Source organism: Empedobacter stercoris (genome assembly GCF_025244765.1).
GTDB classification, from domain to species: Bacteria; Bacteroidota; Bacteroidia; order Flavobacteriales; family Weeksellaceae; genus Empedobacter; species Empedobacter stercoris.
Genome location: NZ_CP104209.1, coordinates 860,120 through 882,857, shown reverse-complemented (window position 1 = coordinate 882,857; position 22,738 = coordinate 860,120). Strand labels below are relative to the sequence as shown.

Annotated in this window: 19 protein-coding genes; 10 read left to right on the top strand and 9 right to left on the bottom strand. The window is 32.1% G+C overall.

Annotated elements, in window-relative coordinates:
- Window positions 1–88 precede the first annotated feature (88 nt).
- Window positions 89–520 (bottom strand): acyl-CoA thioesterase, encoded by a 432-nt coding sequence (locus NZD85_RS04110; RefSeq protein WP_260543577.1) that lies wholly within the window; start codon window positions 518–520, stop codon window positions 89–91.
- Between the two features lie 18 nt (window positions 521–538).
- Window positions 539–1,576, bottom strand: a complete 1,038-nt coding sequence (locus NZD85_RS04105; RefSeq protein WP_260543575.1) for an AI-2E family transporter — start codon at window positions 1,574–1,576, stop codon at window positions 539–541.
- Between the two features lie 117 nt (window positions 1,577–1,693).
- Between NZD85_RS04105 and NZD85_RS04100 the strand changes: the two genes are divergently transcribed.
- From NZD85_RS04100 to NZD85_RS04085, 4 genes are all read left to right on the top strand, one after another.
- Window positions 1,694–2,713, top strand: a complete 1,020-nt coding sequence (locus NZD85_RS04100; protein WP_260543571.1) for an isoaspartyl peptidase/L-asparaginase family protein — start codon at window positions 1,694–1,696, stop codon at window positions 2,711–2,713.
- Between the two features lie 38 nt (window positions 2,714–2,751).
- A complete protein-coding gene (locus NZD85_RS04095; RefSeq protein WP_260543568.1) occupies window positions 2,752–3,534 on the top strand; it encodes a hypothetical protein in 783 nt (260 codons plus the stop codon).
- An 83-nt stretch (window positions 3,535–3,617) separates the two neighbouring features.
- Entirely contained in the window at window positions 3,618–4,193 is a 576-nt protein-coding gene (locus tag NZD85_RS04090; protein WP_225532371.1) for a hypothetical protein, read from the top strand.
- 129 nt (window positions 4,194–4,322) lie between these two features.
- Window positions 4,323–5,588, top strand: coding sequence for an acetyl-CoA hydrolase/transferase family protein (locus NZD85_RS04085; RefSeq protein ID WP_171621631.1), 1,266 nt, complete (start codon window positions 4,323–4,325; stop codon window positions 5,586–5,588).
- Between the two features lie 70 nt (window positions 5,589–5,658).
- Here NZD85_RS04085 and NZD85_RS04080 read toward each other — a convergent pair whose 3' ends face one another.
- Complete coding sequence (locus tag NZD85_RS04080) at window positions 5,659–6,543, bottom strand: NifU family protein (RefSeq protein ID WP_396127092.1); 885 nt, start codon at window positions 6,541–6,543, stop codon at window positions 5,659–5,661.
- A 56-nt stretch (window positions 6,544–6,599) separates the two neighbouring features.
- On the opposite strand from NZD85_RS04080, the gene NZD85_RS04075 reads away from it, so the two are divergent.
- Window positions 6,600–7,112: a gamma carbonic anhydrase family protein gene (locus NZD85_RS04075; RefSeq protein WP_260543561.1), complete on the top strand. Its 513-nt coding sequence runs from the start codon at window positions 6,600–6,602 to the stop codon at window positions 7,110–7,112.
- 229 nt (window positions 7,113–7,341) lie between these two features.
- Here the strand turns inward: NZD85_RS04075 and NZD85_RS04070 are convergent, their stop codons facing one another.
- On the bottom strand, window positions 7,342–8,133 hold the full coding sequence (locus NZD85_RS04070) for a cobalamin-binding protein (protein ID WP_260543560.1): 792 nt from the start codon (window positions 8,131–8,133) through the stop codon (window positions 7,342–7,344).
- Window positions 8,134–8,532: 399 nt separating this feature from the next.
- On the opposite strand from NZD85_RS04070, the gene NZD85_RS04065 reads away from it, so the two are divergent.
- The 3 genes from NZD85_RS04065 to NZD85_RS04055 are packed head-to-tail and all read left to right on the top strand — an operon-like array spanning window position 8,533 to window position 11,581.
- Window positions 8,533–9,765: a hypothetical protein gene (locus NZD85_RS04065; RefSeq protein ID WP_171622288.1), complete on the top strand. Its 1,233-nt coding sequence runs from the start codon at window positions 8,533–8,535 to the stop codon at window positions 9,763–9,765.
- 42 nt (window positions 9,766–9,807) lie between these two features.
- On the top strand, window positions 9,808–11,340 hold the full coding sequence (locus NZD85_RS04060; RefSeq protein WP_260543559.1) for an MFS transporter: 1,533 nt from the start codon (window positions 9,808–9,810) through the stop codon (window positions 11,338–11,340).
- A gap of 13 nt (window positions 11,341–11,353) precedes the next feature.
- The gene (locus NZD85_RS04055) at window positions 11,354–11,581 is read left to right on the top strand and encodes a DUF6814 family protein (protein ID WP_171622290.1); all 228 of its coding nucleotides are present in this window, start codon (window positions 11,354–11,356) and stop codon (window positions 11,579–11,581) included.
- Window positions 11,582–11,616: 35 nt separating this feature from the next.
- Here the strand turns inward: NZD85_RS04055 and NZD85_RS04050 are convergent, their stop codons facing one another.
- The 4 genes from NZD85_RS04050 to NZD85_RS04035 all read right to left on the bottom strand — a co-directional run bounded on the left by NZD85_RS04050 (window position 11,617) and on the right by NZD85_RS04035 (window position 17,603).
- Window positions 11,617–12,348: an MBL fold metallo-hydrolase gene (locus tag NZD85_RS04050; protein ID WP_260543558.1), complete on the bottom strand. Its 732-nt coding sequence runs from the start codon at window positions 12,346–12,348 to the stop codon at window positions 11,617–11,619.
- Window positions 12,349–12,441: 93 nt separating this feature from the next.
- Window positions 12,442–14,604, bottom strand: coding sequence for a S46 family peptidase (locus NZD85_RS04045; RefSeq protein WP_260543556.1), 2,163 nt, complete (start codon window positions 14,602–14,604; stop codon window positions 12,442–12,444).
- Window positions 14,605–14,785: 181 nt separating this feature from the next.
- A complete protein-coding gene (locus NZD85_RS04040; RefSeq protein WP_260543549.1) occupies window positions 14,786–16,276 on the bottom strand; it encodes an aminoacyl-histidine dipeptidase in 1,491 nt (496 codons plus the stop codon).
- 301 nt (window positions 16,277–16,577) lie between these two features.
- Window positions 16,578–17,603, bottom strand: coding sequence for a M28 family peptidase (locus NZD85_RS04035; RefSeq protein WP_171622294.1), 1,026 nt, complete (start codon window positions 17,601–17,603; stop codon window positions 16,578–16,580).
- A gap of 140 nt (window positions 17,604–17,743) precedes the next feature.
- Between NZD85_RS04035 and NZD85_RS04030 the strand changes: the two genes are divergently transcribed.
- Window positions 17,744–19,651 carry an amino acid permease gene (locus NZD85_RS04030; RefSeq protein ID WP_171622295.1) on the top strand — a complete coding sequence of 636 codons (1,908 nt, stop codon included), beginning with the start codon at window positions 17,744–17,746 and terminating at the stop codon, window positions 19,649–19,651.
- A gap of 121 nt (window positions 19,652–19,772) precedes the next feature.
- Window positions 19,773–21,530 carry an aspartate--tRNA ligase gene (aspS, locus tag NZD85_RS04025; RefSeq protein WP_225542535.1) on the top strand — a complete coding sequence of 586 codons (1,758 nt, stop codon included), beginning with the start codon at window positions 19,773–19,775 and terminating at the stop codon, window positions 21,528–21,530.
- A gap of 255 nt (window positions 21,531–21,785) precedes the next feature.
- Here aspS and NZD85_RS04020 read toward each other — a convergent pair whose 3' ends face one another.
- Window positions 21,786–22,379, bottom strand: a complete 594-nt coding sequence (locus tag NZD85_RS04020) for an RNA polymerase sigma factor (protein ID WP_260543546.1) — start codon at window positions 22,377–22,379, stop codon at window positions 21,786–21,788.
- Window positions 22,380–22,738 lie beyond the last annotated feature (359 nt).

Sequence of the window (22,738 nt, the reverse complement as noted above, 5' to 3'; positions counted from 1 at the left end):
ACGCAATTAATTAAAAAAGAAACAGTAGTTAAATCTAATCATTATCTAACAAAAAGAATTAACTACTGTTAAAATTTTATTGATTTTTTTAAAGATTACCTTCGTAATTTTTAAAATCATTTTTTACCCAATCAGGTAATTCCATTGATTTTTTTGCTTCCATATCGTACATTACTTGTGTACTTTTTCCGGTACAATGAATCAAATCTTCCCCGTTTTCATTTTTACTTGTTACGATATATTCGAAATCAAAACTTTTGTTTCCTAATTTCGATACACGAACGCCAATACGTGGTTCTAAAGCATTAGGACGCAATTCTATTTGATAATTCGCTTCCATGTGAGCAATCACAAACATATGTCGTGTCCATTGCCACTTTTTGCTTGAAGCCTGCATATAATAGGCGCGACCAATTTGAAAATACTCGAAATAAAACACATTATTTACGTGACCAATTGGATCAAAATCACTCCAACGAGGTTCTAAGGGTTTAAAGAATTTAAAGTTTTCTAAGTTCATTTATTATTGGGTTTTGTATTAATTGTCTTCGGGATTTGGATCAATAAATTCGTATCGATACAATTTTACTAACCAAAAGAATACAGAAAATAAGATTGGTCCGAAAATAATTCCGATAAATCCGAAAAGATTTAAACCAACGATTACTCCAAAAATAGTAATTAATGGATGAACATCTGCCATCTTTTTTTGTAAAACTAAACGAATCAAATTGTCAGAAAGTCCTACCACTACAAAACAGTAAATCAATAATCCAATTGCGTGTCCTGTTTCTCCACTTGCAAGTAAAAATAAAGCTAAAGGAACGTAGATTAATGCAGCACCTACGACGGGTAACATTGCAGCAAAAATGGTTAAAACAAACCAAGTAAATGCATCGTCTACACCAAATATTAAGTATCCAATGTAAGCAATTACGGCTTGTATAAACGCTGTCAAAGGCATTCCAATAGCGTTAGAAATTACCAAATCTTTTAAATCAGTATTCATTCGTTTAAGGTTGCTTGTTTTGAAAGGAATTGCTGAGTAAAACCAGTTTTCAAGTTTCTGATGATTCATTAACATAAAGTATAGAATAAGAAATGCAACACCCAATTGCACTGTCATATCCATAGACGCATTCAGGGTTTTTTCTAATAATTTTCCACCGACTTGTGTAATTTTTTCAATATTTGTTGCGCTAAATACATCAATATGAAATTTTGTTTGTAACATTTCAATGATTTTATTGACATCTTTTTTAATTTGAACTGTATCATTTAATAAAACCATTACTTTATTCGTCAGCATTTGAATCAATAAATACAATGGACCAATAATTAAAATAGCACTACTAATCATTAGTAAAATTACACTTACTAATTTGTTCCATTTTTTTACTTTAACCAACCATTGTAAAGGATTCAGAAGAAGTACATACAAGCATAAAGCGCCAAGAAATCCAGGGAAAAAAGCCAAAAGATTTTTAGATATTAACCCAAAAACTAAAAGTATAACTGCAATAAATGCTAATTGTAATAAAATATTATTAGAAAGATAATGTTTTTGTGAGTTCATAGGTGACTTATTGTTTTAATAACGGTTATTGATATTTTGTATGTATCAAAATCAATGCTAAAAATAGTTATTTTCTGTAAACTTTTTTATTTTTAAGCATTGAATAAAATTTTACACATGAAAAAAATAGTTGGTTTAATCTTGTCTGTTTTGACAATTTCTGTTTCTGCACAATCAAAACAAGACAAAGTTGTGTTAGTAATACATGGTGGAGCTGGAACAATTCTGAAAAAATATATGACAGCTGAAAAAGAAAAAGCTTACCGAGAAGCATTAACAGAATCTTTAACGAAAGGTTTTGAAGTTATAAAAAAAGGAGGAGAAAGTGAAGAAGCTGTTATAGAAGCCATAAAAGTGATGGAAGATTCGCCATTATTTAATGCAGGAAAAGGAGCGGTTTTTACACATGAAGGCAAGAATGAAATGGATGCTTCTTTGATGCTTGGACATACAATGCAAGCTGGTGCTGTGGCTGGAGTTACGACAATCAAAAATCCTATTACAGCAGCTAAAACAGTTTTACGAAATTCTGCACATGTGATGATGGTTGGAAAAGGAGCAGAAGAATTTGCTCAAAAGCAAGGCTTAGAATTGGTTGATCCAAGTTATTTCAAAACAGAAGAGCGTTGGAATTCTTTGCAAAAAGTAATCGAAAAAGATAAAGATAAAATGGAATTGGATCATGATGCCAAAACACAAGCTTATGTACCATTTAATTTTGTTGACGAAAAGTTTGGAACTGTTGGTGCAGTTGCATTAGATCAAAAAGGTCATATTGCTGCGGGAACTTCAACAGGAGGTATGACAAATAAACGTTTTGGTCGTGTTGGAGATTCTCCAATTATTGGTGCTGGAACCTATGCAAACAGTGAAGTTGGTATTTCGAGTACAGGTTGGGGCGAGTATTTTATAAAAGCTGTAGCAGCGTATGATGTGGCTGCATTAATGGAATATAAAAAACTTTCTTCCAAACAAGCAGGAGATGAGGTCATCAAAAAAATTGGTCAATTAGGTGGTGATGGAGGTATGATTATTTTAGATAAAAATGGTCAAGCAAGTTTTCCTTTTAATACCGCAGGCATGTATCGCGGAAGTATTACGCAATCGGGTAAGATAACTATCGAAATTTATCAATAAATTTGAAACTCATTTTTATAATTAAAAGAAAAACAATAATGATAAAACAAATTTTGCTTACAGCTACAATTGCACTTTCTAATGTTGCAACAGCTCAAGTAACATCAATGATTAATGATCAAAATGTAGATGCTTCCACTAAAGTTTATGGAATGGCTCCTTTGAATGATGAATCCAAAGCCTATGAGAAATTTAACTTTATGTTAGAAAATTCAGCTGCAATTCAGTTAGCAAAACCTCTTCTTGAATACGGGTATCAATCATCAACTTTTCAAGCGCAAGAGAATGGGCTGATGATCTACATGGTGAAAGATAAAAAAATTGTTGATCAATGGTTAGTGAATCCAGCTTTATACAACACTTTTCACGATGGAATTCCATATTCTTATGATGCAGATAAATTAGCAGTTCTTGCAGAAAAGTATCCGTTAATTTATAAAGAAGAAAAGCGACAATATAAAAACGAAAAAGAATATCAAAAACAACGTCCAGCTTTATTTGCAGATCCTTATAATTTGATTGTTACTGAACCTGATTTTACATACGAAGGTTATTTTGAAGTTCAGTTTCCTGTTAACGAACAATTCAAAACGCCAGAAAATGCAATCGAATATCTAAAACCGATAGTAGAAAAATCAACAAAAAAGAAGTTTGATATTAATTATTCTTTATCAGAAAAAAATATTTTAGATCGCACGCAGTTTACGATGACAGTTGCGGGTGAAGAAAATATCTATAAAAAAATAAAATTAGATCAGTTGCAAAAAGGAGATTGGCAGTCATTAAGTTATGAGGCGGTTATTTTAAGAAAGGCGAATTAATCATAATGAAAAGGTTCTTGAATTCTCAAGAACCTTTTTTTATGTACAAAAGATTCGTATTTTCAGTTTTTAACCAAAAGAATATGAACTCTAATTTTTATAAAATTTTACAAAATTCGAAAGAAAATCAATCTATTATCGCCATATACAATGATCCAGAAGGAGATAATTTTTGGGCAGGTTATATTTTAGATTTTAATGATGAATTTTTTACGATGCAACATATTTCGAAGTTCGGTAAAAAAGATGGAATTTTAATCGAACCTTATTTCAAAATTAGCCGAATTGATGTCGATGATTATTGTAAATGTTTAAATTATTTGAAGGAGCATCATACCGATTTGGATGAAGAAAATACCGTGACATTTTCAGCAACAAGCGAAGATAATTGGATGAATCAAATTTTAGGAGAAATTTGTAATCAAACAGAATACGTTTCGCGATTACAATTTAACAACAATAGTCGTTTTTCAGGCTTTGTCCGAAATTTAACAGAAGATGATTTTGAGCTGAAATGTATCGGTTCTGAAGGAACAGATGAGGGGTCATTGTATTTTCAGATTGATGATATCTCATCTATTCGAGTTAATGATTTAGAAGCTCGCAGACGTTTATTTTTATATAATTATCGTCGTTCTATCGATTTTTTTGATGAATAAATCAATAAACCTTCTGCTTTGTTAAATAATAAATGATTAGGTATAAAATTTGATTAGATTTTGCTGAAAAAAATCGTTTTTTATAAAGTTCACAAGAGCTTACTTTTGCACTATAATAAAAATCTACTTATGAAATATACTTCTGCAACAGAAGCAGTGAAAGAAATAAAATCTGGTGATCGTGTTTACGTTCATGCAGCAGCTGCTACACCAACAATTTTGGTGACAGAATTATCGAAGAGGGCACATGAATTGAGAGATGTAGAGTTTTGTCATATTTATACGACAGGTGCAGCAGAATATGCAAATCCTGCTTATAGAGATTCTTTTTTTGTCAATTCTTTTTTTTTAGGAGCCAATGTTCGTCACACCATAAAAGAAGGGAATGGTTCTTATTTGCCAATTTCTTTTAGTGAAATGGCAAAAGTGATTAAAACGGAACTTACGATTGATGTTGTACTGATTCAGATTTCTGAACCTGATGCCCACGGATTTTGTTCTTTGGGAACGTCTGTCGAGAACATTAAAGCAGCCATAGAAACATCTCGTGTGGTTATTGCGCAAGTGAATAAACATATGCCAAGAACATTTGGTGATGGGATTATTCATATATCAAAAATCACCCATTTAGTAGAGCATCATCAATTATTAGATGTTTTGGATAACGGAAATATAACGACAGAAGAAGCCAGAATAGGAAGTTATATTGCTGAATTGATTGAAGATAAAAGTTGTTTGCAATTAGGGATTGGTTCTATTCCAAATGCAGTTTTAAATAATTTGAAGAATCATAAAGGTTTAGGAATTCATACTGAGTTATTTTCAGATGGAATTGTTCCTTTAGTAAAATCTGGTGTAATTACAGGTGAACATAAAAAATTGTTGAAAGGGAAAATTGTATCAACTTTGGTACATGGTTCTCAATTGTTATATGATTTTATTGATGATAACCCAGCAATAGAAATGCGTGATGCATCTTTTACAAATGATCCAATCAAAATTAGCCAGAATAACCGAATGGTTTCGATTAATTCCGCTATCGAAGTTGATGTAACTGGACAAGTAAGTGCTGATTCAATCGGAACAAAAATATTTTCTGGTGTAGGAGGGCAAGTTGATTTTATTTATGGATCTTCTTTAAGTAAAGGAGGGAAATCAATTATTGCCTTAACATCAACAACAGTTAAAGGAGCAAATAAAATTGTTCCATTTCTGAAACATGGAGCAGGAGTAGTAACAACAAGAGCTCACGTAAACTACGTTGTAACAGAATATGGAGTAGCAAATTTATTTGGAAAAAATATTAAACAACGTGTAAAAGCAATGGTAGAAATTGCGCATCCAAATTTTAGAGAACAAATAGAAAGAGAATATTATGAAGCGCTTTCTAATTAAACTTTAGAAAAATCAATAAAGCCTTCTAATCAGAAGGCTTTATTGATTTCAGATTAAAAAATATTTAATTTTATCCGTTTACAGCTTCAACGTTATCCACAACGTCAGGCATCATTTGTTTTAAAATTCCTTCGATACCATTTTTAAGTGTTGCTGTAGAAGAAGGACAGCCCGAACAAGCGCCTTGTAACAACATTTTAGCAGTACGTGTTTCTTCATCAAACTCAATTAATTCGATATTACCACCGTCATTTGCTACAGCAGGTTGAACATATTCGTCCAAAATAGCTTTGATTTGTTGTTCAACAGAAGAAAATTCTTCAGCAGATTTTACAACAATATGCTCTGGTACTTCTGTTGTGAATTCATAAAATTCATCAAAAACAGGACCTCCAGCTTGTAAATAGTTTGTGATAAACGAGCGAACATCCATTGCCCAAAGCGACCAATCTTCTGATTCGTTTTTCGTTAAAGAAACATAATTATCAACAATAAATACTTCCTCTACAAAAGGATATTCTTTGTAAATCGCAACAGCTAAAGGAACTCCAGCAGCTTTTTCTTTCGATTTTATTTCGATGATTTCTGGAGCTAACATAGAATTTGAAACAAATTTCATTGCCGCAGGATTTGGCGTCATTTCTGCATAAATAGAAATGGGAGCCTTTTTCATCGGCATTAAAATTGCGTTTTCTTCTAAATGTTCATTGATAATTTCTTTCAAATCTTCTGTAACATCAGCCCAATCAACTGCATCTATTTTTTCTATCGCGACAAAATTTGCAGTGATAAATATTTTTTGAATAAATGGTATAGTCAATAAAACTTGCGCTAAAGGAGATTCGGTAGCTGTAGATTCTTTATCGAATTCAACGCCACCTTGTGTTAAAGTCTCGTCACAAACAAACTTCATCACATTATTATTTGGTGTAATTTCTTCGTATACTCTCATAATAGTACAAAAATACACTATAAAAATGTATCTTTATCATAAGAATTATAGATTTTGTTATGGCAATAATTAAAGAATTAAATGGACATGCACCAAAGTTCGGTAAAAACTGCTTTTTAGCGGATAACGCAGTGGTTGTAGGTGAGGTAGAAATGGGCGATGATTGCTCAATTTGGTTTTCTGCTGTGGTACGTGGAGATGTTCATTTTATAAAAATGGGTAATAAAGTGAATATTCAAGATAACGCTACGATACATGCCACGTATCAAAAATCTCCGACGATTATAGGGAATAATGTTTCGATTGGACATAATGCAATCGTGCATGGATGTACTATTCATGACAATGTTTTGATTGGAATGGGAGCAATTGTGATGGATGATTGTATTGTAGAGTCTAATTCGTTGATAGCAGCGGGAGCTATTTTAACCAAAGGTACACATGTTAAAGAAGGTGAGTTATGGGCTGGAATTCCTGCAAAAAAAGTAAAAGATGTCCCGAAAGAATTAAAAGAAGGCGAAATTGAACGTATTGCAAATAATTATTTGATGTATAGTAGTTGGTATAAATAAAAAATTGTCAAAAAAAAGTAGTCTTTATCGGGCTACTTTTTCTATTTTAATTAGATTGTTGGTAAAGATAAGTGAGGTGATTTTCAGTTCGATAAATAAAAGTTTGAAAATCTTTATTAGTTATAGTTCTGTGAAAAATTAGTGCTACGTGGTGATATGTCTATTTTCCTATTTTGATGATTTTCTAATGTAATGCAATAATTAAAATCACGCCTTTAGCAGAATTTTTTTATTTATAATTGTTAATTATCTGTACAATTTCGTCCAAACCATCTGTTAAAGCAGCAGGACCAGGTTGCAAAATCAACTCAGATTTTATTTCATATAAATGATTATTCTGCACAGCTTTTATTTTTTCGAAACCTATTCGTTGTTCTACTTTTTCGGGTTTAAACATCTTACCACACCAAGACCCAATAATAATTTCAGGATTTCGTTCAATCACTTGTTTATCCAATAAAATTCGATCTTTTGCTAATGCTTTATTTTTAAGTTCAGGAAAAGCTAATTTTCCACCAGCAATTTCTATCAAATCATTTACCCAAGCACTTCCAGAAATAATTGGCTCGTCCCATTCTTCGAAGAAAACAGTTGGTTGATAGGGAAGAAGAGAAGCTTGTTTTTTTATTGTTTCGATTCGTTTTTCATACGATTCAACTAATTTTATTCCTTTGTCTTGACAACCAATTAATGAAGTAAATTGAAGAATCATATTTAAAATTTCTTCAACTGTTCGGTGGTTAAAAATTAAAACATTAATTCCTCTTCGAATTAATTCAGCAGCAATATCTGCTTGTAAATCTGAATATCCAATAACTAAATCAGGCTTAAGTTCAATAATTTCTTCAAATTTTGCATCTAAAAAAGTTGAAACTTTTGGTTTTTCTTTTCGTGCTTGTGGTGGTCGATAAGTAAAGCCGCTAATACCCACCAAACGATGTTGTTCGTTAATAGTATACAAAATTTCGGTTCCTTCTTCTGTTAAGCAAACAATGCGTTGAGGGTATCGATTTATAAACATTCGTTTTTTTATAAATATAAGTAGAGAATTTGAATATTTACAAATTGATTATAATAGTAGCAATTAGATAGAATTTATAAATTTTTGATTCGATTTTAATAAAAATGAAATTATTTGCTTCTTGATTAAATAAAAATCATTTAAATTTTTATCGTCTTTTTTGAAAAAATTTAAGAAAATGAAGCTCGTTAATTATTAATTTAAACTTTTTTATCATTTTTTTTTAAGGATTTCTAAAAAATAATAGTGTCTTAATTACACTATTAATAAAATCATTCATTTTTTTGAAAAATATGATATTTTTATTTTTCAACATATTATTTTAGATAAAGTTAAGGTTTTGTGTTTTGAAAATATTTAATCATAACTATTGTAAAATTAACACCTAATTATTATATCATGAAGAAAAATATTTTGGCCATTAGCATTTTATTAACCATTGGATTATCGCATACAAAAGCGCAATATGCTTCGGAGTATGATGGAGGTTTAGTGGTTAAACTGAATCCAGAAGGAAACAAATATGTTCGCTTTATTTTATGGGGACAAACTTGGTTTCAGGATTACGAAGGAAAACATGCGAATGATGGATTTTCGATTAAAAGAGCTCGTGTCTTGGCTTATTCACAAATTAATGATCGTTTTATGATCTTAACTCATTTTGGTGCAAATGGAATTTACGACAATAATCTTTCTCCAGTTGGAAAGAGTTCTGATGTTTCATTTTTTTTACACGAAATGTTTTTACAATATAAAGTCACAAATAACTTAGCGTTAGGGGCAGGAGTACATAATTTTGGAGGGATTTCTCGAGGTAATGCTCAAGGATCTATTAATATGTTAATGTTAGATAATAATCGCGCAGATTGGGCTACACTTGGTTTGTCAGATCAATTTTCAAATCATTTAGGGGTTTTTGCAAAAGGACGTGTAGGAAAATTAAATTACCGTTTAGCATTAAGCGATGCAATTACAAATACGTTGGATGGAAATTCGAATTCAATTTTAGAGAATGGACAAGAAAAATACTTAGGTAAAGCTTTACTTGGTGAAGGGAAATATGCTGTTTCAGGTTATTTTGATTATCAATTTCTTGATCAAGAATCGAATGCATTACCTTATCGTGTAGGAACTTATTTAGGAACAAAAAAAGTGTTTAATATTGGAGCAGGATTTTTTAATCAAAGTAATGCAATTGTAAAAAAAGAGCATGATAATTTGATAGGAGAAAATGTTACACATCTTGCAGTTGATGCTTTTTATGATGCGCCAATTGGACAATCTTCTTCTATTACTGCTTATACAAAATATCAATATTCTGATATGGGAGATGCTTATGTTCAGGGGAATGTTGTAGGTGATGGTAGTCAATTCTCTGGTCATGTTGGTTATCTTTTACCTAAAAATATTAAAGAAGGAGAGGGGAAATTTCGCAATAGAATTCAACCTTATGTAGGGTATTCATATCGAGATTTTAAAGGGTTAGTAAAACCTGCAAATGAATTTAAAATTGGAGGCAATTGGTACATCGATGGGCAGAATGCAAAAATATCAGTTGAATACCAAAAATCTTTCGATCAACCAAAACATATGGATGATATGATCACACTACAAGCAATGATATTATTATAAAATAACACTATAACTATAATTAACACAAAAAAAACAAAATTTATGAGTGAAACAACAAGTAAAAAAACAATCTGGAAAGTGATTGGAGCTTCCTCTATGGGAACTTTGATCGAATGGTATGATTTCTTTATTTTTGGAAGTCTTGCAGTTGTTATTTCCACAAAATTTTTCCCTGCAGAAAATCCTACCGCAGCCTTTCTTTCTACTCTTGCAACATTTGCAGCTGGTTTTGTAGTTCGTCCATTTGGAGCCTTATTTTTTGGTAGATTAGGAGATATAATTGGTCGAAAATATACCTTTATGGCAACTCTAATTTTGATGGGAGGTGCTACTTTCTTGATTGGTTGTATACCTTCTTATGAAACAATAGGTTTTCTTGCACCATTATTGGTTTTAATATTACGTTTATTACAAGGTTTGGCTTTAGGTGGTGAGTATGGTGGTGCTGCGACATATGTAGCCGAACATGCTCCAGATGGACAAAGAGGTTATTGGACTTCTTGGATACAAACAACTGCTACAATTGGTTTGTTTGTATCGTTATTGGTTATTTTATTAACTAAATCAGTTCTTTCTGAAGAACAGTTTGATTTATGGGGATGGAGGGTGCCATTTGCCTTATCTATTTTTATGGTATATGTTTCTTATATAATCCGAAAAAATATGGACGAGTCTCCTGCTTTTAAAAAGGCAAAAGATGAAGGAACGACATCTAAAAATCCTTTGAAAGAATCATTTGGTAACCGCTATAATATGAAATTCGTACTATTAGCTCTTTTTGGTGCGGTAATGGGACAAGGTGTTGTTTGGTATACGGGACAATTTTATTCGATGAGCTATATGAAAACTGTTATGAATGTAGATTCAAATCAAGTTGATTCATTGTTAGGAATAGCATTGTTATTTGGAACTCCTTTTTTTGTTGTATTTGGTTGGTTAAGTGATAAGGTAGGTCGAAAATGGGTGATGTTAATAGGGATGATTTTAGCTGTCTTTTCGTATCGTCCAATTTACGAATCAATGTATCAAACTTCTAATTTAGAAAATAAACAAGAAATAGTAGCAGATACAAAACACGAAGCAGAAATGAAAGTGAATGGCGAAGTTACGGATTCTATTTATACTCTTAATCAGTCGTTTACAGATGGTACAACCTATAAACAAGTGACTATACGTCATTTAGAAAATGGACAAGCGAAGATTGTAGATGGTAAAGTAAGTGAAATTGTAAAAAGAACAGCGCATATTACAAGCGGTAATAAATGGAAATTAATTGGTTTAATTTGGATACAAATCGTTTTTATTACAATGGTATATGGACCTATAGCAGCATTTTTAGTAGAAATGTTTCCAGTCAAAATTCGTTATACATCAATGTCGTTGCCTTATCATGTCGGAAATGGAATATTTGGTGGTTTATTACCCGCAGTTTCTACGTATTTAGTTACAAATGCAAAGAACAATGGTGATCCTCAATTTTATTTAGAAGGACTTTGGTATCCTATTGGTATTGCTGCAGTATGTTTTATAATTGGAGCAATTTATATTAGTAACAAAGATAGAAATGTGAATTAAAAAAAAATACAAAATGGAAATACTTAAAAAAATATTAGGAATTGTATGGATCGCGTTATCACTCGTTGTGGCATACTTTTGTATTATGGAATTTGGAATTCCAAAATTAACATCAGGTTCTCAAGATGATTTGGTTTTTGGAATTATTATACTCTTTGTTTTGACTCCAATTATAGTTTTTGGAATGGCTTTATTTGGCTATTATGCATTAATTGGAGAATATAGTGAGGAAAAACTATAAGTTAATAAAGTCAGGTAACTTACCTGACTTTTTTATTAAAATTTATTTGTAGCTGTCCGTTTTCCATGATAGAAAAGAATCGTCCAATGTTTTTTCTTAGCTTCAACTTCCCAACGCAAACGATCTTCCATTGCTTTTATACCATCAATATCATTTTTGAAAGCTGCATGATATCTAAGATAATTTAATTGAGGTAAATTATCAGCTCCATAAAAAACAGTTTCATCATTTTCTTTAATCCAGAAAACTTGTTGAAAAGGAACATGTCCACCTGTGAGTTCAAATTCAACTTGATTTGATATTTGACCTTGATTTTCATTCATCCAAATAATGTTCTTGAATGATTTTAGTTTTTCTAAACGTTCGTAATTATACGAATTATTTGTTTGAGAAATTGCGTAATCATATTCACGTTGTTGAATGTAAATAAGAGCATTCGGAAAATTACATACAAATTGTTCACCAACCCAATTTCCTAATCCATTTGCATGGTCTTTATGCAGGTGTGAAATCAATACTTTTGTAATTTGATTGGGCTCAATATGATGTTCGCGCAACTTCCTAAGTACAATAGGTTCGCAATCTATTTCTCCTCCAAAACCTGTATCAATCAAAATATTATCGTCTGCAACCTGAACCAAAAAAGGACGAACGTTTAAATAATAACCACTTTCTGGTTTGCCCTCGATTATATCTTGACTTTTAAATTGAAATTCCTTATTTTCATCTACATGATAAACTCCTTCAAATAGTGGAATAACTTTCATTTTTTTAAAACTTTTTACAAAGGTATTTGTTTAAATTATCACCACAAAAAAGGCTTCCAAAACGGAAGCCTTAAGCGATATGATTGTTGTAATTTATTTTACAATTGTCATTTCATCAACAATATGTTTTGCTCCAGCAAATTTATCAACAACCCATAAAACATAACGAATATCTACAGATATCGTACGTTGTAATTTAGGATCGAAAATAACATCACCAGCCATTGCTTCGATGTTTCCATCAAATGCAATACCGATTAATTCACCTTTCCCATTCATTACTGGAGAACCTGAGTTACCTCCTGTAATATCATTGTTTGATAAGAAGTTTACGTGTAAGTATCCGTCTTTATCCGCATATTGTCCATAATCTTTAGCTTTAGCCAAATCTAATAAACGTTGTGGATTTTCGAATTCTTCGTCACCAGGGATGTGTTTTGCAACTGTACCTTCTAAAGTTGTAAAGTAGTTAGATGCAACGTCTGGTTGACGTTTTGGATTTGTACTTTTTGGTAAATTTTGGATAGATCCGTACGTTAAACGTAACGTAGAGTTTGCATCAGGATATAAGATATTTCCGATTTTAGACTCACGTAAACCTTTTACCAATAAACGGAAGTTTTTAGAATAAACATCATTTAATTTCGCTTGCTCATCTGTTTGCTTAGAAGCTCTTTCTACTAAAGCGTTTGATAAAACATATAATGGATCTTTTTTCAATACTTCTACATCTGGAGAGATTAAGAAATTCTCAACTTGTTTTTGATCAGCGAAGAAACTTCTTTCAACAGCATCGTTTACAAAAGCAGTAAAATTGTTGTTATTTTGTTTTGCTAAATCAGCAACATAAGGTGCTAATCCCGCTTCATTTGCTTTAGAAGTATAAAGATTTAATTGAGCAGCCAATAAATCTTTTTCTAAAGGCAAGTACATTTTTTCATAGTATGCATTGATCGCATTCTGAATACGAGGGCGCATTTCATTGCGTTTTGCATCATTTGCAGCCGCATAATTTTCTAACGCTTTACCGATAGAGTATGGTGCACTTGCTAAAGTAGAATAGCGTAATAAAATATTGATGTAATTGTTATGACGAGCATCTAAATTTGTTTTCGCATAATAATCATTCAAATTAGAAACAACATTACCATATTCAGCTTTGTTAGCTCCTTTTTGAGCCCATTTATTGAATTTTTCTTCTTCTTTTGTTTTTTTCGCAACTGTTCCATGAAGTTTTAATGCTTCAATCATACCATCACGGTTTTTCCAATAGTTCGCAACTCCAGCATATTTAGATGCATAATCAATATTAACTTTTTGATTTTGATCCATATATTTTTTCATTTGATCCATTGTTACTTTTGAAGCTTCTACCCATGCAGGATAAGCGAACTCAACATTTTGAGCGACACCTTGCGCTGGCATCCAGCGATTTGTACGACCTGGATAACCTAAAATCATAGCAAAGTCATCTTGTTGGTATCCTTTTAAAGAAACAGGTAAATGATGTTTTGGTTGTAATGGAACATTGTTTGTTGAATAAGCTGCAGGATTACCATCTTTATCTGCGTAAACACGGAACATAGCAAAATCTCCTGTATGACGAGGCCATTCCCAGTTGTCTGTGTCTCCACCAAATTTACCAATAGAACTTGGAGGTGTTCCTACTAAACGTACATCTTCATAATCTTGGTAAACAAAGTAGTAATACTCATTTCCTTGAAAGAAAGAACGTACAGAAACAACATATTTTCCATTTTCGCTGTTTTCTTTTTCAATTTTAGCAATCTCTTGGTTAATTGCTTTTTCACGATCTAACTCAGACATTTTATCGTTCACAACACCTAAAATACGTTTAGAAACATCATCCATACGAACGAAAAAACGTACTTTTAAGTTTTTTGGTTTTAACTCAGCAGCTTTATCCTTAGCCCAAAAACCATCTTTTAAATAATCGTGTTCAGGAGCAGATAATTCAGCAATTGCACCATAACCACAATGGTGGTTTGTCAAAACTAAACCTTGACCAGATACCATTTCAGCAGTACATCCACCACCAAATTGAACAATAGCATCTTTTAAAGAGTTGTTGTTGATACTATAGATTTCTTCTGAAGTTAATTGTAACCCTTGTTTTTGCATATCACGGTGATTCAGACGTTCGATGAACATCAAAAACCACATTCCTTCGTCAGCTTTCACTTTAAAAGGAAAAAGCATAACCACTAAGAGAGTGGATAATAAAAATTTTTTCATTATTTGTTAGTCTTCAATTTTACGAAATGCTAAAATAATTGATTATCTGTAGTTGTCCTAATCTTTGTTAATTTAATCATCTTTTATTGTGGTTTTTTTGAATAAATAATAGATTAATTAATTATATAGGTAATAAAAAAGCCACTGTAATGTGGCTTTTGATCTATTTTAATACCTTAAATTAAATATTTTTCGAATTTGCACAGCTGTAATCAACTGGACCATCATTTGGAATTTCTTTTAAAATCTCCAATAAATACTTCCAGAATTTTTGAACTGATACGATTTCAACTCTTTCATCAGGTGAATGTGCTCCCGAAATATTTGGACCAAATGAAATCATATCCAAACCAGGATAATTTGTACCAATAATCCCACATTCTAATCCAGCATGACATGCCACAACTTTTGGTTCTTCACCATTTTGTTTGACATAAATTTCTTTTAAAACTTCTAAAATCTCTGAATGAGTATTGGCTTTCCATCCAGGATATGAGCCAGAAAAATTGACATCAAAACCTCCTAATTCGAATCCAGCTTTTAAGGTTTGAGCCAATGCTTCTTTACCTGATTCTACAGAAGAACGAGTTAAACATAAAATACGAATATTACCCTCGATAATTTCTACGCGTGCAACATTATTAGATGTTTCGACTAAACCTTCAACGTCTGGACTCATTCTGTAAACACCATTGAAAGCAGCCATCACAGTTTGGATAAAAACTTTAGATTCTTGCGCTGACATTGCAGAAGTAGTATCAGTAGACTCTAAGGTAATCACCATTTTAGGCTCTTTTGTTTCGTATTCTTCGATGATTTCGGCTCTTAAAGTTTCGTATGCAGCCTTGAAAGCATCTACTTTGTCTGTAGGAATTACAATTGTCGCCCATGATTCGCGAGGAATAGCGTTACGTAAACTTCCACCTTCCATATGCGCAATTTGTAAACCAAACTCGGTTCCAGCATTTAACAAACGAGCAATTAATTTGTTCGAATTTCCTAAACCTTCGTGAATTTGCATTCCAGAGTGACCTCCGTTCAAACCTTTTAAAGTTAAAGTAAAAGCGGTTCCGTTTGCTGTTTCAGCAGTATATGATTTTGTAGCGGTTACATCAACTCCACCAGCACAACCAATGTCTAATTCATCATCTTCTTCTGTATCTAAATTCAACAAAATTTTACCAGATAAAAAACCAGCTTTCAATCCTAAAGCACCTGTCATGCCCGTTTCTTCGTCAATTGTAAAGAATGCTTCAATAGCTGGATGAGGAATATCTTTCGATTCTAAAATAGACATAATTGTCGCAACTCCAATTCCATTATCTGCACCTAAAGTTGTACCGTTTGCCGTTACAAACTTCTCGTCTTCAATGTACATTTCGATTCCTTGTGTGTCGAAATCAAATTCTACATCGTTATTTTTTTGACAAACCATATCCAAGTGCGATTGCATCACAACTGTTTTACGGTCTTCCATTCCTGGATAAGCTGCTTTTTTGATTAAAACATTTCCTACTTCGTCCGTTTCGACAGGTAAACCTAAATCTTCACCAAATTTGATGATGAACTGACGTACTTTTTCTTCTTTTTTAGAAGGTCTTGGAACTGAGTTCAATGCTGAGAAGTTTTTCCAGATTGCTTTTGGTTCCAAATTAAGAATATCGTTATTCATTGTTCGTTTTTTTATTGTTCTCCAAAGTTACGGAATTGAGACAATATAGTTTTATGAAAGAAGTTTTAAATTTATTTTATAAAGTTAACGTTGCATCAATCATTCATTTTATACTATTTTTTATAATGGTCAGAAGCTTGATTTGATTAGTAAAACACTAAAATAAAAGTATAACAAAGGCAAGTTTATAACTATTGGTAAGTAGGGCGCAAAATAAGTTTTGCCTTGCTGTTACACAACAAGAAGCTTCTCATTACACAACGAGAAGCTTCCTTTTTTATTATTATATAATAGTTTTTAATTATCTTGTCGAAGGCATTGGCGATTCTTTGTCTACAACTGGTCTATTTTCAGCATTTGCTAAAATCCAAATTGTATTGAACGCTAATTTTGTGCGACGCGTCAACAAATCATATTCAATTTTATCTGGTGTATCGCCTGGTTTGTGGTAATCATCGTGAACGCCATTAAAAAAGAATACAGACGGTATGTTATGTTTTGCAAAATTATAATGGTCAGAACGGTAATAGAAACGATTTGGATCGTCTGGTGTATTGTAGCGCATATCCAAATTAATTCCTAAACCTTCGTTTGCTGCTAAAACAGCTTTGTGCAAATCTGACGATAGCATTTCAGAACCAATTACATACACAAAATCTCTTGTTTTCTCATTATGCTCATAATCTACACGACCAATCATATCAATATTAACATTTGCAATCGTGTTTTCTAAAGGATAAATTGGGTGATCTGAATAATATTTAGAACCTAACAATCCTTTTTCTTCACCTGAAACATGCAACAAAAGAACCGAACGTTTTGGACGAATTCCTTTCTTCTCAGCTTCGCGGAAAATACGACCAATTTCCATCACAGCAACAGTTCCAGAACCATCATCATCAGCACCAGGATATAATTTTCCATCTTTAATTCCGTCGTGATCATAATGTGCAGAAATAACAACGATTTCTTCTGGCTTTTCAGCTCCTTCGATGAATCCCATTACATTACGCATTTGACCTTTTACACGATTAAAAGTTCCAGCAGGAATAATTTGGAAATAATTATTATTTGGTCCATTAATTCCTAATTCTTTGTAATAATTCGAAATATAATTCCCCGCTTTTATTTCTCCTTCAGTTCCTGCATTTCTACCTTCCATATCAGGAGCAGCAATGATGTATAACTGTTTTTTTAGTTCGGCTTCAGAAACTTTATCTGTATATTTTACCAGACTTTTTTGGTATTTCTCTTGTGAAATTGGTTTTGTAGAATCACAACTTACTAACGTCGCCGCTATAGCAATTGCAAATAAAAATTGTTTCATGTAAATTTTTTGAATTAAATTTAAAATTAATCTAACCAAGCAGAATAAAAAAGAAAATCTGAATAAAAAACCAATATTTATACGGATTCTATCCGTTTTTGGGTTTGTCTTTTTTATATTTGCCCGTTTTTAAATAAATTATGTCACAATTATTCAGAAAAAAATCTGTAGAATCTATTTTAGCAGAATCAGCGAAGAATACTGCTACAATGAAAAGAACCTTAGGTGTTCGAGATTTAACAGGTTTTGGTATCGCCGCAATTGTTGGAGCTGGTATTTTTAGTACCATTGGTCGAGCAAGCTACGAAGGCGGTCCAGCAGTTATCTTCTTATTTATATTTACGGCAATTGCATGTGGTTTTACTGCTTTTGCCTATGCCGAATTTGCTTCATTAGTTCCAGTTTCCGGAAGTGCTTACACATATAGCTATGTTGCGTTTGGTGAGTTGTTTGCTTGGGTAATTGGTTGGGCATTGATTATGGAATATGCAATTGGAAATATTGTACTCGCCATCTCATGGAGTGATTATTTTACCACCTTGCTCTCCGGATTGGGAATACATTTACCTGAATGGATGACAATGGACTACTTTACAGCAAAAGAAGGTTTTGAATTTGTTTCGAATGAATTGGCAAAAGGTAAAACTTTAGAAGGGATAGCAAATTCAGCTTATGCACAAGAAATTCCAAAATATTTAGCATTTAAAGATGCTCCTTATTTAGGATTTAACATGGTAGTGGATATTCCTGCATTAGTCATCACTTTTTTGATTACTGCCTTGGTCTATCGTGGAATTAACGAATCTCGAAAAGCAAGTAATGCAATGGTTGTTTTAAAATTAGCTGTTGTCTTATTAGTGATTGTTGTTGGAGCTTTTTATGTGAATCCAGATAATTGGGATCCATTCGCACCAAATGGAATAGGAGGTGTTTTAGCTGGTGTTTCATCTGTTTTCTATGCCTATATTGGGTTTGATGCGATTAGTACGACTGCGGAAGAGTGTAAAGATCCGAAACGAGATTTACCTCGTGGTATTTTTGCTTCAATTATTATTTGTACCATTTTATATGTGTTGATCGCCTTGGTGATTACAGGAATGGTGCATTATTCTGAATTAAATGTTGGTGATCCATTAGCTTATGTTTTTGATAAAATTAAAGACCTAAAATGGCTCGCCGGAATTATTGCTTTTTCAGCTGTGGTAGCAATGGCGAGTGTGTTTATCGTATTTCAAATTGGACAACCACGTATTTGGATGACAATGTCCAGAGATGGTTTATTACCAAAGAAATTTTCTACCATTCACCCAAAATTTAAAACACCATCTTTTGCAACAATTTTCACAGGATTTGTAGTTGGTGTTCCAATTTTGTTTACAGATTTAGAGTTGGTTGTAGACGCCTGTTCGATCGGAACTTTATTTGCTTTTGTTTTAGTTTGTGCTGCTGTTTTAAAGATGGATGCAGATCCAAATGCAATAAGAGGTAATTTCAAAACACCTTTTATAGATGCTAAATTTGTTATGCCAATTGTTACGGCCGTGATTGTATTTTTATGCGCAACGACATTCAAGGAAGACACAGTTAGTTTCTTTACAAATGAACCACAAGTTATGCCTATTGAGCAATTTGTTGGTTCGTTAACACCAAAGGAATTAAAAGATTCTTATTCAACAATTAATAGTTTGACTGGAGATGAGGTAGAATATTTGGATGATTATTTAGCGAGTTTATCAGCAGAAGAATACAAATCTACAATTGAAAAATTACCTGTTTACGAAGAAAAGAAAATGGAGAAAGGTTGGGATGTTTTTAAACACAAAATTCCAATGGTGATTTTCTTATTCATTTATGTTTTTATGGTCATCCGAACGTTTTTCAAAAGAACTTCTATCATTCCATTAGCAGGTATGTTGTGTTGTTTTTATATGATGGCGCAGTTAGGGTTAAAAAACTGGATGATTTTCTTGGTGTGGATTGCAATAGGTTTAACAATTTATTTTACTTACGGTTATAAACATAGTAAGTTGAAAAACCAGAAATCATAATTTGATAAAAGCGATTCAATCTTGAATCGCTTTTTTTATTGAATTTATTTGCTCAAAAAAGTTAGATAACTTCTTTATTTCGGCTCAAAACTTTACCTTTGTTCAATAAATTTGACGACAAATGTTTAGAACTCATACTTGTGGTGAATTAACACAAGCCAACATTAATGAAAAAGTTACGTTAAGCGGTTGGGTATCAACTTTACGTGATAAAGGTTTTATGATGTGGATCGATTTACGTGACCGTTACGGAATCACTCAAATCATCTTAGACGAAGAACGTTCTTCAAAAGAATTATTTGAAACTGCTCGTCAGTTAGGACGCGAGTTCGTAATTCAAGTAACAGGAACAGTGATCGAAAGAGCTTCAAAAAATCCAAATATTCCAACAGGAAATATCGAAATTTTAGCAGAAAATATCACGATTTTAAATGAATCTGCATTACCTCCATTCACGATTGAAGATAATACGGATGGTGGAGAAGATATTCGTATGAAATATCGTTATTTGGATATTCGTCGTAATCCAGTTAAAAATAAATTAATCTTCCGTTCTAAAGTTGCTCAGGAAGTTCGTAAATATTTAGATGCGCAAGATTTTGTTGAAGTTGAAACACCAGTTTTGATTAAATCTACACCAGAAGGTGCACGTGATTTTGTTGTACCATCTCGTATGAATCCAGGTGAATTTTACGCATTGCCACAATCTCCTCAAACGTTCAAACAATTGTTAATGGTAGGAGGTTTAGATAAATATTTCCAAATTGTTAAATGTTTCCGTGACGAAGATTTACGTGCAGACCGTCAACCAGAATTTACTCAAATTGACTGTGAAATGTCATTCGTTGAGCAAGAAGATATTATGAATGTTTTTGAAGGTTTAGCCAAACATTTATTACATACCTTCAAAGGTTTAGAATTTGGAGAATTTCCGCGTATGACATTTGCTGATGCAATGCGTCGTTATGGAAATGATAAACCTGATATCCGTTTCGGAATGGAATTCGGAGAAATTACTGATTTAGCCAAAGGTCATGATTTCAAAATCTTTGATGAGCAAGAATTAATCGTGGGTATCGCTGCCGAAGGATGTAATTCTTATACACGTAAAGAGATTGATAAGTTAATCGAGTGGGTAAAACGTCCACAAGTTGGCGCAAATGGTTTAGTTTGGGTACGTTACAATGAAGACGGAACATTCAAGTCTTCTGTTGATAAATTTTATTCACAAGAAGATTTATCGGCTTGGGCTGAACGAATGAATGCAAAACCAGGCGATTTAATGTTAGTGATGTCTGGAAATGCAAACAAAGTTCGTGCGCAATTATCTGCTTTACGTATGGAAATTGCTGAACGTTTAGGATTACGTAATCCAGATGTTTTTGCACCTTTATGGGTTGTCGATTTCCCTTTATTAGAATGGGATGAGGAATCTGAACGTTACCACGCCATGCATCACCCATTTACTTCTCCTAAACCAGAAGATATGGATTTGATTGCTACTAATCCAGGAGAAGTGCGTGCAAATGCCTATGATTTAGTGCTAAATGGTAATGAAATTGGTGGAGGTTCTATCCGTATTTTTGATAAAGAAGTACAAGCAAGAATGTTCGAATTATTAGGATTTACACCTGAACAAGCAGAAGCTCAATTTGGATTCTTAATGAATGCTTTCAAATATGGAGCGCCACCTCATGGAGGTTTAGCATTTGGATTTGACCGTTTTGTATCAATCTTAGATGGATCAGAAACAATTCGTGATTATATTGCGTTCCCGAAAAATAATTCAGGTCGTGATGTGATGATTGATGCACCATCTCCAATTGATCAAACTCAAATGGACGAATTAAATATCACATCTACTTTTACACACAAGTAATTAGAGAATATCAGTATAAAAAAAGGTCTAAAATGTTTACATTTTAGACCTTTTTTATTGAAAATTTAAAAACAATTTAATTTATGTTAATGATGAAATTTTTATTTAAAATAGTCGAATTTATACTCTTTATCGATTTTGAAAAAGCTAATATTTTATCAATTGTTAATTGAGAGGGCTCAATATTTTCAGAGTATAATTCTATCATTTTTAAACTTATTTATTCTAAAAACGCTAAATAGATAAGTTTATTTTTTAATCAACTGTTAAAATAATGTTATTATTATCAATCACTTTTCTTAAGTTAATAATCGCATATCGCATTCTTCCTAATGCCGTATTGATACTTACATCTGTTTCCTCTGCAATTTCTTTAAAACTAAGTTCTTTAAAAATCCTTAATTCTAAAACTTCTCTCTGGTCTTCTGGTAATTGAGTAACTAAATTTCTTAAGTCATTTTCAATTTGAGATTTAATAAGTTTAGTTTCAGAGCATTCATCACAAATTCCAATGAAATCAAAAATATTATAATCTTCATTGTATCCTACAGTTTCACTAACAGTCGGCATTCTTTTGTTTGATCGAAAATAGTCAATAGTTAAATTGTGAGCAATACGCATAACCCAAGGCAAAAACTTACCTTCTTCGTTGTATCGTCCTCCTTTTAATGTAAGGATAACCTTGATAAAAGTGTCCTGAAATATATCTTCAGTTATATCCTTATCTAAGACTTTGGAGTATATAAAACTATAGATTCTTCCTTTGTATTTCTCTATCAATGTTTCTAAAGCATTTTCGTTACCTCTCAAATAATCTTGGATTAATAAAGAGTCGTCTTCATAGTTCATAATAGTAAATGTTAATTTTAAAGTAGAGTTAAATCTATAGGCTGTAATTTTTTTGTTTATCCAAATATAGTTAAACAAAAAAATCTTACAAGTTTTTTAACATAATTATTCTTAAAATAAATTAATAAATTCTTAAAAAAATAAATAATTGTTAATTTTTGTATTAATTCTTAATAATTAAGTAGTATTAATAAGAATATTGTAATGCTTTAAAATTCTGATGTATAAAATTAATTTAAGGAAATAAAAACCTTATGAACTTTTTTCTGTGTGTTAACATTTTTTATAGATTTAGAATAAGCCAATAGTTTATCTATGGTTGATTTCTTAGGACCAGAAAATTCAATTTCTTTTTTCAT

Excerpts from the sequence above, each read along its gene's own strand:
- NZD85_RS04105 (WP_260543575.1), bottom strand. The coding sequence starts at position 1,576 with ATGAACTCACAAAAACATTATCTTTCTAATAATATTTTATTACAATTA.
- NZD85_RS04070 (WP_260543560.1), bottom strand. The coding sequence starts at position 8,133 with ATGTTTATAAATCGATACCCTCAACGCATTGTTTGCTTAACAGAAGAA.
- NZD85_RS04065 (WP_171622288.1), top strand. The coding sequence starts at position 8,533 with ATGAAGAAAAATATTTTGGCCATTAGCATTTTATTAACCATTGGATTA.
- NZD85_RS04075 (WP_260543561.1), top strand. The coding sequence starts at position 6,600 with ATGGCAATAATTAAAGAATTAAATGGACATGCACCAAAGTTCGGTAAA.
- NZD85_RS04030 (WP_171622295.1), top strand. The coding sequence starts at position 17,744 with ATGTCACAATTATTCAGAAAAAAATCTGTAGAATCTATTTTAGCAGAA.
- NZD85_RS04045 (WP_260543556.1), bottom strand. The coding sequence starts at position 14,604 with ATGAAAAAATTTTTATTATCCACTCTCTTAGTGGTTATGCTTTTTCCT.
- NZD85_RS04090 (WP_225532371.1), top strand. The coding sequence starts at position 3,618 with ATGAACTCTAATTTTTATAAAATTTTACAAAATTCGAAAGAAAATCAA.
- aspS (WP_225542535.1), top strand. The coding sequence starts at position 19,773 with ATGTTTAGAACTCATACTTGTGGTGAATTAACACAAGCCAACATTAAT.
- NZD85_RS04050 (WP_260543558.1), bottom strand. The coding sequence starts at position 12,348 with ATGAAAGTTATTCCACTATTTGAAGGAGTTTATCATGTAGATGAAAAT.
- NZD85_RS04035 (WP_171622294.1), bottom strand. The coding sequence starts at position 17,603 with ATGAAACAATTTTTATTTGCAATTGCTATAGCGGCGACGTTAGTAAGT.
- NZD85_RS04060 (WP_260543559.1), top strand. The coding sequence starts at position 9,808 with ATGAGTGAAACAACAAGTAAAAAAACAATCTGGAAAGTGATTGGAGCT.
- NZD85_RS04095 (WP_260543568.1), top strand. The coding sequence starts at position 2,752 with ATGATAAAACAAATTTTGCTTACAGCTACAATTGCACTTTCTAATGTT.
- NZD85_RS04100 (WP_260543571.1), top strand. The coding sequence starts at position 1,694 with ATGAAAAAAATAGTTGGTTTAATCTTGTCTGTTTTGACAATTTCTGTT.
- NZD85_RS04020 (WP_260543546.1), bottom strand. The coding sequence starts at position 22,379 with ATGAACTATGAAGACGACTCTTTATTAATCCAAGATTATTTGAGAGGT.
- NZD85_RS04085 (WP_171621631.1), top strand. The coding sequence starts at position 4,323 with ATGAAATATACTTCTGCAACAGAAGCAGTGAAAGAAATAAAATCTGGT.
- NZD85_RS04040 (WP_260543549.1), bottom strand. The coding sequence starts at position 16,276 with ATGAATAACGATATTCTTAATTTGGAACCAAAAGCAATCTGGAAAAAC.
- NZD85_RS04110 (WP_260543577.1), bottom strand. The coding sequence starts at position 520 with ATGAACTTAGAAAACTTTAAATTCTTTAAACCCTTAGAACCTCGTTGG.
- NZD85_RS04055 (WP_171622290.1), top strand. The coding sequence starts at position 11,354 with ATGGAAATACTTAAAAAAATATTAGGAATTGTATGGATCGCGTTATCA.